Source organism: Yersinia mollaretii ATCC 43969, from assembly GCF_013282725.1.
GTDB lineage: Bacteria > Pseudomonadota > Gammaproteobacteria > Enterobacterales > Enterobacteriaceae > Yersinia > Yersinia mollaretii.
Genome location: NZ_CP054043.1, coordinates 2,715,409 through 2,727,880, shown reverse-complemented (window position 1 = coordinate 2,727,880; position 12,472 = coordinate 2,715,409). Strand labels below are relative to the sequence as shown.

The following is a 12,472-nucleotide window of genomic DNA, read 5'->3' as shown; positions in this document are numbered from 1 at the left end:
TGCTTGGCTTACAGAATATAAACACACGGAAGGTAAAAGATCACATGAACCAAAGCCTACTTGTTACTAAACGCGATGGCAGCAAAGAACGCATCAATCTGGATAAAATCCACCGGGTCATCGACTGGGCCGCAGAAGGTTTACATAACGTCTCGGTATCTCAAGTAGAGTTGCGTTCACACATTCAGTTTTATGATGGTATCCGGACCGCCGATATCCATGAAACTATCATCAAAGCTGCAGCGGATCTTATCTCCCGTGATGCACCAGACTATCAATATTTGGCTGCCCGTCTGGCGATTTTCCACCTGCGTAAAAAAGCCTACGGCCAGTTTGAACCACCAAAACTCTTCGCGCATGTGACGAAGATGGTGGATATGGGTAAATACGACAAACATCTGCTGGAAGATTACACCGCAGAAGAGTTCGAACAGATGGACACTTTCATCGACCATTGGCGCGATATGAACTTCTCCTATGCAGCGGTTAAGCAGTTGGAAGGTAAATATCTGGTGCAGAACCGCGTGAGCGGTGAGATCTATGAAAGTGCCCAATTCCTGTACATGCTGGTTTCCGCTTGCCTGTTCTCTAACTACCCGCGCGAAACGCGGATGGATTACATCAAGCGTTTCTATGATGCTATTTCGACCTTTAAAATCTCGCTGCCAACGCCCATTATGTCCGGTGTTCGTACCCCAACGCGCCAATTTAGCTCTTGCGTGTTGATCGAGTGCGGTGACAGCTTGGACTCTATCAATGCTACCTCCAGCGCCATTGTGAAATATGTCTCGCAACGTGCCGGTATCGGTATCAATGCGGGCCGCATCCGTGCACTGGGTAGCCCAATTCGTGGCGGCGAAGCCTTCCACACCGGTTGTATTCCGTTCTACAAACACTTCCAGACCGCTGTGAAATCCTGCTCGCAGGGCGGCGTACGGGGCGGCGCGGCCACCTTATTCTACCCAATGTGGCATTTGGAAGTTGAAAGCCTGCTGGTGCTGAAAAACAACCGTGGCGTTGAAGGCAACCGCGTGCGTCATATGGATTACGGCGTGCAAATCAACAAACTGATGTATCAGCGCCTGCTGAAAGGTGAAGACATCACCCTGTTCAGCCCATCCGATGTGCCGGGGCTGTATGACGCATTCTTCGCCGATCAGGATGAATTTGAGCGCCTTTATGTCAAATATGAGCAAGACAGCAGCATCCGTAAGCAGCGAGTTAAAGCCGTTGAGCTATTCTCTCTGATGATGCAAGAACGTGCTTCTACTGGCCGTATCTATATTCAGAACGTGGATCACTGCAACACACACAGCCCATTTGACCCGAAAATTGCACCAGTACGTCAGTCAAACCTCTGTCTGGAAATTGCTTTGCCTACCAAGCCGTTGAATGACATCAATGACGAAAATGGTGAGATCGCACTTTGTACATTGTCGGCGTTCAACTTGGGTGCCATTGATAGCCTTGATGATTTAGAAGACTTGGCGGTGCTGGCTGTGCGTGCGCTGGATGCCTTGCTCGATTATCAAGATTACCCGATTGCTGCGGCGCAACGTGGTGCCATGGGCCGTCGTACCTTGGGTATTGGTGTGATTAACTTTGCTTATTATCTGGCGAAGAATGGCGTGCGTTACTCGGATGGCAGCGCGAACAACCTGACTCACCGCACTTTTGAAGCTATTCAGTACTACCTGTTGAAAGCCTCAAACGCGCTGGCCAAAGAGCAAGGTGCTTGCCAGTGGTTCAACGAAACCACCTATTCGCAGGGTATTTTGCCGATCGATACCTATAAGAAAGATTTGGATGCGATCAGCGACGAACCTTTGCATTACGACTGGGAAACACTGCGTAAAGAGATTCAGACTCACGGCCTGCGTAACTCCACGCTGTCTGCACTGATGCCTTCCGAGACATCATCGCAAATTTCCAATGCCACCAATGGTATTGAGCCACCGCGTGGTTACGTCAGCATCAAGGCTTCTAAAGATGGTATTCTGCGTCAGGTTGTACCTGAGTATGAGCGCCTGAAAGAGGCTTACGAGCTGCTGTGGGACATGCCGAATAACGACGGTTACCTGCAACTGGTTGGTTTGATGCAGAAATTCGTCGATCAGGCGATATCAGCGAACACCAATTACGATCCAACGCGCTTCCCATCAGGTAAAGTGCCGATGAAGCAGTTGCTGAAAGATTTGCTGACCACCTACAAATTTGGTGTGAAGACCCTTTACTATCAAAACACCCGTGACGGTGCTGATGATGTGCAGGAAGATATTCAAAGCCAGCCGGGTGATGACGACTGCGAAGGCGGTGCATGTAAGATCTGATTTTGAATTCAGGCCCGTGATGATCCCTTAAGGAGATCATCACGGGCCTATCTTCATTTGCCCTTTGCTTCTCCCCTGAGGAAATCATGGCCTATACCACTTTTTCACAAAACAAAAACAATCAGTTACTCGAACCGATGTTCTTTGGCCAATGCGTCAACGTGGCGCGTTTCGATCAGCAAAAACACGCTATTTTCGAAAAACTGATTGAGAAACAGCTCTCTTTCTTCTGGCGTCCAGAAGAGATCGACGTCTCACGCGATCGCATCGATTACAATGCGTTGCCCGATCATGAAAAACACATTTTTATCAGCAACCTGAAATACCAAACTTTGCTGGACTCCATTCAGGGCCGCAGCCCTAACGTCGCCTTGTTGCCGCTGATCTCCATCCCTGAGCTGGAAACCTGGGTAGAAACCTGGTCCTTCTCTGAAACCATTCACTCCCGCTCTTACACGCATATCATCCGCAATATCGTTAACGACCCGGCGATTGTTTTCGATGATATCGTGACCAATGAAGAGATCCTCAAACGCGCGAAAGATATCTCGGCGTATTATGACGATCTGATTGAAATGACCAGCTACTACCATCTGCTGGGCGAAGGCAGTCATCAGGTCAACGGCAAAACCGTGGTAGTCAACCTGCGTGAACTGAAGAAACAGCTCTATCTGTGCCTGATGAGCGTGAATGCGTTGGAAGCGATCCGTTTCTATGTCAGCTTTGCTTGTTCATTTGCGTTCGCTGAGCGCGAACTGATGGAGGGCAACGCCAAAATCATAAAAATGATTGCCCGCGATGAAGCACTGCACCTAACGGGCACCCAACACATTATTAATTTGATGCGCTCTGGTGAAGATGATCCAGAAATGGCTGAAATTGCTGAAGAGTGTCAGCAACAGTGCTATGACCTGTTCGTTTTGGCCGCACAGCAAGAGAAAGAGTGGGCAGAGTACCTGTTCCGTGACGGTTCCATGATCGGCCTGAACAAAGAAATTCTGTGCCAATACGTTGAATATATTACCAATATCCGTATGCAAGCAGTGGGTTTGGGTGTACCGTTTAATACTCGTACTAACCCGATTCCTTGGATCAACTCTTGGTTAGTCTCCGATAACGTGCAAGTGGCCCCGCAAGAAGTTGAGGTCAGCTCATATCTGGTCGGTCAGATTGATTCCGAAATCAGTGCTGACGACCTGAGTGATTTCGAGCTGTAATTGATGAAAACTGACAGCTATACCGTGAAGTTGAGCACCACCGGTGCCCAGCTTCACCGCCCTGCTGATAGCCGCAATTTGCTGGAAACACTCGAACACCATCAGGTACAGATTGAGTACCAGTGCCGCTCTGGCTATTGCGGCTCTTGCCGCCTGCGCTTACTCAAAGGCGAAGTTTGCTATTCACAGCCGCCACTGGCCTTTATTCAGCCCAACGAGATTCTCCCCTGCTGCTGCCAGCCGCTGGGTGATATTGAAATAGAGCTTTAACACTAAGGTCCTTACGGGCCTTTTTCGTTAATCCGCTAAGCCTTTTTATGGGCGACATCTTGACCATTCCACTTGCCGATTGTGCGCTCAAAACATAAGCTTGGATGATTCCTCATGGGAATACTTCGGATTCCACCTATAATAAAACTCTAGGTTATATGCTACTTTATCCACGGCATTACCTGAAAAATCATAGGGATAAAAGATGAACAACAGTAGAATCATGGTAGCCTGCTTATTAATGGCAACATCGGCTAGTGCAATGGCGGAGACCCCACAGCCGCTTGATCAACAACAACCATTAGAAAAAATCGCCCCTTATCCAGCCGCTGAAACTGGCATGACACGGCAAGTGATTTACCTTGAGCCACAAAAAGATGAATCAAACTTCAAAGTGGAATTACTGATCGGCAAAACGCTGGAGGTTGACTGCAACCACCATATGCTTGGCGGTAATCTGGAAACCAGAACCCTGTCGGGTTGGGGCTTTGACTATCTGGTGATGGAAAAAATCTCGGGCCCCGCCTCCACTATGATGGCCTGCCCAGATAATAGCCGTCATCCACAATTTGTAGTCGCCAATCTGGGTGACGCCGCTATGCAGCGCTATAACAGCCGCCTGCCGATTGTCGTTTATGTGCCACAAGGCGTAGATGTAAAATATCGGATTTGGCAAGCTGGTGAAGAAGTGAGAAACGCGCAGGTGAAGTAACTCCTCCGCAGAGTCATTCTGTCATGCTGAATGAGAAATACCCATTCAACTGAGTGGGTATTAAAACGGGCTGTTACCAGACAGAATAAATAGCCGCATAAAATGGACGATGATCAACATGGGCTTGCCGTCAATGTATGGGTAAGGAGTTGTGGTACCTTGGGGAGCGAAAAAACCGTCTCATAGTCACGGGCCGAGTGATCAAAATCTGGCGTAATATTAATCAGTTGCTCAATATCGTTATTACTCGGTGGACTATCTGATAACATCACTTCTGCATCCGCAAAAATAAAATCTCCCGCATTGAGACGTTCGACATCCAACCCATCCAGATAGACAAATTCGATATTCTTACCTTCAGGGCCTTGCGCTGCTGAGTTGATATCTACCCCTTGAATAAGAACCAACCCATTAATAATCATCGACCTCCGCTTAATCAGAGTTAACTCACTAAAATGACGAATCGCCACGGCGCTTAAATCAATTTTATCAATACCGTGGCGGAATCCCCGAATAGCATTGCCATATTCTGCTCTCCCCTCTTGTGGCATGACGACAAACAGAGCGGGTTTGGCGTTTTCCCGCTGATATACCTTCCCCGCCAATGAAGCGGCCATTTTATTATCAACGAAAGAAAAGCTGACACCGCACCCACCGCCATTAAGCATAATCTTTGTTTGCTTCGGTGCCGTGGGTTTGTCCTGCACAGTTGGCTTCTTCAATGCGGGAGTAGTTATCCTCATGTTGCTGTCAAAATAGCCAACAGGAGGTGTAAAGGTATCCTCAAAGTGGAAATGGTGATCCTTCAGCGCCGCAACCTGCCTCCCTTTGATAAGAATATGTTGATTGTCAACCAGTTGTACCCTCACATCCTTCCCTTCTTGTTTCAACTGCAAGGCACCAAATCTCTTCTCCGCGAACCCCACCAATTGAATGACTTCCCTTTTATCGGCATCAAAATTCGCAATCCAATCAATGCCGTCCGCGCGCTTACGCACCACAAAAACCTCGTTTCCTGACCCGCCTTCCAATACGTTTAGCCCACGTCCGCCATCAAGCACGCTGCTTTCCCGACCCGCAGTTAAAATATCGTTGCCATCACCACTGATCAGATTATGAATACTCTCAGGGGAATGAAGAGTCAGTAGCTCGCCCCCCAGACTCGCCTTTCCTGTGAGCAAGTTGGCCCTCACATCGCCAGAGATTGCTGCCATATTCAGCGTGTTACGCCCACCGGCAACCCCATCGATGGCATCATGGAGAGAGGCCCGCGTGGGAGATTTTTTCACCAACGTGGCAAATTCATCGGTATAAAAGTAGGTATCATCACGGCTCACTGGATTGCCAAATAGCCGTACTGACCAATTTTTAAGCTCAATAGGCAGACCATTTTCGGCACTCTTGACCACCAATCGCCACATCCCACCCGAGTTTTCGCCCCGTTGAAGGGTCGACATAAAAGTATGGTTAAAATCGCCGCTGATCTGGCTGCCGGTATCCTGTTGATCACTGCTGTTGGTCGCTTTTTTTCCTGTACGATCAAGCAGAATACTTTTGGTGCCATTCGGGGAGGTGAGTGTGAGGGTCAGATCCCCCAAACGGCCCACATGGGCACTAAAATCAACTTCAACCTGTTCAACATCAAGATCGCCCCTCAGAAAGAGGGATGCGGCTCTTGTCTCACCACCAGATAGCGGTTTCCCTGCCGAAAACTGATGGTTTGCCGCCAAAACCTGCTGGTTTGCATCAGTTTTCTGACCCGTCCAGCTCTCCGCCAGACGCACCGCAGCCCGCGCATCCACCGCACCAAAACCATAGTCATGGCTCACATGCATCCCCCCGCCATTCCAGTTTTTGGCACTATTGGTCCGCCACTGAGTGGAGGGGTCGCTAACCCGACGGGCCGATAGCGCGAGGATTTGTTGTACATCCCGATAGCCAAGATTCGGATTGGCCTGCAACATCAGCGCCGTAATACCTGAGACGATTGGCGCGGCAAAACTGGTCCCTTGCTGGCGACTGTATTGCGCACCAAATACCGCCCCACGCTCAGCGGTGATCTGCTGACTGCTGGAGAGAATGTGACTGCCCGGTGCTGAAACCAGCAAACTGGCTCCCCGGTTGGAGAATGGTGTCGTGTTCGTCTGGAGAGTGGAAAGGTCCCCTTTTGAGTTCATTGCCGCCACCTGAATAGCAAAACGAGAGTTGCTCATCAGCGACCCTTGGGTGCTGCCGCCCTGTTTACGTTGATTGCCGCCCGTGGTCACAATAATGGTACCCAATCCGCCACGACCATTCGCTGCCGCGTAGTGCAACGTCAGATTGAGCATAATGGCGAGATTAATCATGCCACTAGAGAGATTACTGATGGCAAACTCATGTTTGAAGCCCCAGCTGTGATTCACGACGTCATAACTGGACATCTTACCCAGCGTGGTGAGATCCGCACCATCATTGCTCAGATAGTGACCGCCCAGTTGCGCCTCATAAGCGACCCCAACGCCCCCCACCTGATTTTTAGCAGCGACCATCACACCCGCGACCATAGAGGCATGATTTGAGATTTCATCAGGCAACTCGCCCGTTTTCTTCTGTGAGGCCAGCCAGTGGGGATCGACATTCGCGACTAAGTCGGGATGCTGAATATCAAAAATTTCTGGTGCTGTGGCAAATTCGCCTCCCGGTTCAAACTGGCCCATACGCACCCCTTTGCCGGTATAATCCCGCCAAACCGGAATCACATTGATGTCGTTGAGATAAGTTTGCTGGGTAAACAGGGGGTCATGAGGGATATCGGCACTTCGCATCACCACGGTTGCCCGCATTATCGCCGACTCTCCGCTGGATAGATCCAATACAGACAGGGCGGAATCCCCCTCCACACTCTTCACTTCATAGTTAAAACTCATCACTCCTGTGAATGTGCTATCCGGTATGAATAGCACATCACCCTCATCCTTAAGCTGAACAGTGCCACCGATGGCGTCACTCACATTGGCGATGACAAGCTGCGCCTCAGTGTTAAAACGAAAATCATTGCCCAGCACGGCTTGCGCCGGAATACGCGTATTCTGGGAGCGGCTAATGGGTGAACCATCGCCATAGATTAAAATATCATTGAGCGGGATAATCGTGTTCGCCCCCAGATCTACCGCTGAAATATCGGCAAAATCCAGTTTTTGAATATTCTTCAGTGTCAGTGTGCCGTCACGGCCCGCCACCTTATCTTTCACCTGATAGCCGTTTTCCGTGCGGGTAAGGGTGTAATCCGCATAACTGCCGTGCAGTACCACCACATTGATGCCGCCACCGCCATCAATCAGCGCATCCCCTTTTCCCGCCACGATCACATCATTGCGCTTATTGCCAAAAATACGATCAACCCCTCCACCCGCGTGGATAATGCTGCCTTGTTCGGAGGCATAAATGTTGTCCCCTTGTGGCCCAGCATAGATCACCGCTTTGCCACTGCCGCCCACAATATGATTCTTGCCCCGACCGCCGCTCAGCACATCATTACCGCCCCCGCCGACCAGTGTACTGTTGCCGTTGCCGCCCTTAATAAACACGCCGCGATCGCCCCCACTCACAATGATGTCATCGCCGTCTCCGCCCTGAGCAAGGGTGATACCACTGCGCGCCATATTCAGTGCAACTCCTTTATCACCGCTGATCAGGACGGTATCTCTTCCGCCATTCCCTTGGATGTGACTAGGCACATCACTGGCGCTGATAACAAAGACATCATTACCCGCCCCCCCTTTATAAGTATTACTGCCGCCGCGCCCGGCCAGCCAACTGCCCGCCTTACTGGCGGTTAAGGTGTCATCCTGATTGCCGCCATAAATATTATTCACTGCCAGCTCATCGGCAGAGAGGCTGGCCTTTTTATTACCAAGCTGAATATAGGCCGTGGTCGCCACTTCCCCCAAGACAGAACGGATGAATGCACCATTATCATCACGCTTGATAATAGTATTGCTCACGGGTGAGCTGACAAAATTCACCGCCAGCACCTCGCGTAGCTTGCCATTCATCATAAAAATGCTGCGGGCCATGACCCTATTACCGTGACGATCATCATGACCAGCAGCAGTGGCTTTGAGATTAATTTGCGAAATACGCCAGCTATCCAGACGCTTTAGCTCCCCCGGATCGACGATACCGTTAGGTGAATAGTCATGCCAAATACGTAACTTGTGCCAAATAGGATCATCAATATCGATCACGCCATTACTATCACGGTCTTCACTTGCCAGTGCGGCAAAACCATCCTGATAACGTTTCTCCCCCGGCTGCCCCTCGACACCCGCCGCACCCACATAATATTCCGAATACATCTGACTGATATTTTCAATTTTGCCACTGCCATTATCGATGACCAACATACCTGTATTTGGCCCTGCCCAACCGGTGCGTTTTAAGGTGCCGCTGTTATCGGTATCAAATAATACGCCCTCCCTCAGACCCGTCATCTTCACGCCACTGCCGGTTAAATCCAGTAATAGCGGATCCACATAAGTATTAATGGTGGCTTGTGCTGATAACCCATTAAGAGTGGCCGCATCAAATAAGCCGCTCTCCGGTAAGATATAGCGGGGGCGCTCAAGATAATATTCGGATAAATAGCGGCTGGGCTGAATATTGGGATCTAACTGAATCTCCCCCGGACGAATGCCACCCGAGGCGATACTCCCCATCTGTACCGAGGCAAAGTCGGTTTTATCCAGTGAGCCATCGGTAAAAGATAAACGGTGTGTGGGCTTATTGACCAAATAGCCATTAGTCACATCCCGCTGTACTTGATCTTCATCGGTAATGCGCTGTGTCGCTTGCGGAGTGGGGGTAATGTTGATGTCAATATTGCACTGCGGAATGGCGATGGGAGTTTCGTCGGGGGTGGTAAAGAGTTGGCTGGTGGTACTTTTTCCTAGCGCCCAGTAGCCAGAAGGGGAATCGACTCTTGCAAACCACTCTTGAGAGGATTTTTGGATCTCATCAGGGGCAAGCTTTGAGGATAATGCCATCTTTTGGTAGGTATCAACAGAGAGCTTTAGCTCTTCCACTGGCTTGCCCGCCGCATTTAACACCTGCTCCCAATACACTGGCCGACTTTTTTCGTCGATAGCTTTAAATACCGGATCTAATGTCCAGGCTTCCGGCGGTAACCTAAACTTTTCAAATACTTTTTTGTGAAACAATGCGGCTTGCTTATGATTAATATCACCATAAATAGTGTCTCCACTCTTATCCAATCTGCCTTGTTGCATATCAAGATATCCGCGTGCCATAGCAAAACGAATATCATTAAGTTGCCCTTCAGTTATCGGCTGATTGTGGCTGGCGGCAACACTCTCCAAATAGTGAATCGCCATTCCCCCCGCGATGGAGTTGCCCCTCGCGACACCATTCGCCAAGGTGGCATAGCGATCCTCTTTAGAGATCAAAAAGTCATACATCGGGCCGGGGTCTTTACTCTCCTGGTGAGATTCTAATAATTGTCTGGCGCAAGCCAGATCGGCCGCATTGAGTTGCAACTCACCTGCATTTCTATTTTGTTGTAGCATAATTATCCTCCTTAATTTTTAATATGCGATAACAGAAACTCCTGAGTGCTATTCACAATGATTTTCCATTGCGGTAATTTTTCTGGTGTAAACATAACTTCAACAAGCGCGCCTATTTCTGGCATCACAAAAATGGCCTCACATATAAAGTATCTCTTCTCCAATGGGAGCCAACTGCAATCGAATATCACTGGTATCCTCCCATTAATTTCGGACCAATAATAACCATTAATATCTTCATCAAACCAATAGGGCCAGTAAGGATCACTTTTATCTGGACGTTTAGAACGGTATAATTTTCTGGTTGCCTTAACGAAAAACAATTCTAATTCATCAAGATAGATAACCGGATCAAATTTTTTATCTTTCTCTGCTCTAAGATAGGCATCACGCATATAGGTAATATCTTTATCAGGTCTTCTTAATGGTTCGACACTGATAGTTAACCCCTCAAACTTCAGTTGTTGCTTATACCACTTTGATTGATCCCCAGGCTGCATCTCCGGCCAACTGGCTATCATCGGCAATACCACAAAATTAGCATCACACCCTTTTTTATTCTGCGTAAATCCCGGCGTCCAAGAGCTTTTCCCCTCATACTCCGCCCAGTAGATAATATAGTTATCAGGCACTTCCATCACATGACCATTAAATTTACCGCAGACAAATCCCGGTCTATTATCAGCCATTGAGTTCAGTGAGAACAATAAAAACAGAATAATGGCCAACACTAATGAATAAAATAAATATTTAAAGTTAAAATAACAGCAGAATAATACATTAAGCATAGTCACACCTTTGTTTAAAACAAAAATGTATCGTAGAAATAAAAGCAGTACAAGACGTGAGCAGTTAGCCGTTAATATAAAAAACAGCCAATATGAAAACAAAAAAATACAGCCGATAAATAATTAAATAGATTTATTTGATTTATGTATAGGTTAATAAAAGACGCCATTTAAACTCGGCGTCTTGGCATTCGGGGAGAGTTATTTTTTAGTTACAAGATCTCAACCAATTCCAGCCAACCATGTTGACCGCAAATCGGCCTGCCTTTCAGCCAGCGGCGCAGCATATCGAGTGCCAGCATGGCGCTGCTCTCCTGACGAGTCCGCAGACCATGACGGCTAGCTTGATAACGCACCGTCTGGGCGAATGTCCCCTCAGGGGTATGCAGCGCAATGCTCAAGCAATCATTTTGCATCGCACTCACCGCCAATACCACCTGAGCGCCGCACAGCATAGACAATGACTGCGCGCGGCTGGCAACATCAGCTAATGGCTCCTGACAATGCGCCGGCAGCAGCTCACCGCCCACCAGCGGTGCAGCAGCGCTCTGCAACTGCCAGTGCATCAACCCGCCGGTAAATTGCTCGCTGACCGCCAGCAATAAGCCGCGTTGCGTCAATTGTTCGGCCAGCAAGGCCGGTAAGCCCTGAGTACCTTCAAATATCGTGCTATCCCCCGCCACCGCCCTGACCTGCTGCCAGATAGGTTCCATCGCCGAACGCGCAGATGCTGGTCCGGTCAACTTCAATTCAATAATGGGTGCGGAGGAGCGATAACCCAGCACCACGCCCTCCGGTAGTGGCAGCGGGTCCAGCTCTAACGCCAAATCACTCTCTGAGCGGCCAAAGGTGGTCATTCGCAAGCACAATGGCGGTTCGGCGACATCAAAATGTTGACGTAAACGCGGCATAATCTGCTGTTCTACCATCACTTTAAATTCTGACGGCACACCGGGGGTGAAAAACATCAGACACTTATTCAGCCGCAACGCAAAACCACAAGCCGTGCCGACCGGGTTGTCCAGCATCTCTGCATTGGCCGGAATTTGCGCCTGTTTGCGGTTGGTTGCTGACATCACCCGGCCACGCTCATGAAAGAAGGCCTCCATGCGCGCAATCCATTCCGGGTGCTCGATCAGCTCCGTGCCAGCGGCACGTGCGGCGGCTAAGGCGCTCAAATCATCACTGGTTGGCCCAAGCCCACCGTTCACAATCAGCACATCCGCAACTTCGCTTCGCTCCGTCAGCACTTCGATAAGTGCCGAGAGTGAGTCACCGACAGTTTCCCTGCTGCTGATGGGCAAACCTTGATTAAAAAAATAATCCGCCAGCCAAGCCGCGTTGGTATCAATAATCTGCCCATGCAGCACTTCATCCCCAGTGCTCAACATCTCAACTCTGATCATTTTACTCTCCGTTGGTGCTCATGGATTGGTCACCATTATCGTTACTTTATGTAATCCCATCACTTAAACACAATCATTTCCCTCAAAGAGGATAAATAACTGCAATAAAGCGCGCTTTTCGTGCGCCGCATTATTGTAATGATTTATTTACATCTATCGTAACGTCGATTTGACACAAACAG

Annotated in this window: 7 protein-coding genes; 4 read left to right on the top strand and 3 right to left on the bottom strand. The window is 49.1% G+C overall.

From position 1 onward, the window contains the following. The first annotated feature begins 44 nt into the window (after positions 1-44). The 4 genes from nrdA to eco all read left to right on the top strand — a co-directional run bounded on the left by nrdA (position 45) and on the right by eco (position 4,529). Positions 45-2,330, top strand: a complete 2,286-nt coding sequence (gene nrdA, locus HRD69_RS12060) for a class 1a ribonucleoside-diphosphate reductase subunit alpha (RefSeq protein ID WP_004875323.1) — start codon at positions 45-47, stop codon at positions 2,328-2,330. 86 nt (positions 2,331-2,416) lie between these two features. Beyond that, positions 2,417-3,547 carry a class Ia ribonucleoside-diphosphate reductase subunit beta gene (gene nrdB / locus HRD69_RS12055; protein ID WP_004875324.1) on the top strand — a complete coding sequence of 377 codons (1,131 nt, stop codon included), beginning with the start codon at positions 2,417-2,419 and terminating at the stop codon, positions 3,545-3,547. 3 nt (positions 3,548-3,550) lie between these two features. Then, positions 3,551-3,817 (top strand): class I ribonucleotide reductase maintenance protein YfaE, encoded by a 267-nt coding sequence (yfaE, locus tag HRD69_RS12050; RefSeq protein WP_004875325.1) that lies wholly within the window; start codon positions 3,551-3,553, stop codon positions 3,815-3,817. A gap of 205 nt (positions 3,818-4,022) precedes the next feature. Continuing rightward, on the top strand, positions 4,023-4,529 hold the full coding sequence (eco, locus tag HRD69_RS12045; protein ID WP_032814519.1) for a serine protease inhibitor ecotin: 507 nt from the start codon (positions 4,023-4,025) through the stop codon (positions 4,527-4,529). A 113-nt stretch (positions 4,530-4,642) separates the two neighbouring features. On the opposite strand, the gene HRD69_RS12040 is transcribed toward eco, so the two are convergent. The 3 genes from HRD69_RS12040 to HRD69_RS12030 form a co-directional block, all read right to left on the bottom strand. Next, positions 4,643-10,096 carry a S8 family serine peptidase gene (locus HRD69_RS12040; RefSeq protein WP_004875327.1) on the bottom strand — a complete coding sequence of 1,818 codons (5,454 nt, stop codon included), beginning with the start codon at positions 10,094-10,096 and terminating at the stop codon, positions 4,643-4,645. Between the two features lie 11 nt (positions 10,097-10,107). Then, on the bottom strand, positions 10,108-10,785 hold the full coding sequence (locus HRD69_RS12035; protein ID WP_244262993.1) for a hypothetical protein: 678 nt from the start codon (positions 10,783-10,785) through the stop codon (positions 10,108-10,110). 311 nt (positions 10,786-11,096) lie between these two features. Continuing rightward, positions 11,097-12,290: a nicotinamide mononucleotide deamidase-related protein YfaY gene (locus HRD69_RS12030; RefSeq protein ID WP_004875330.1), complete on the bottom strand. Its 1,194-nt coding sequence runs from the start codon at positions 12,288-12,290 to the stop codon at positions 11,097-11,099. Between the last annotated feature and the right edge of the window lie 182 nt (positions 12,291-12,472).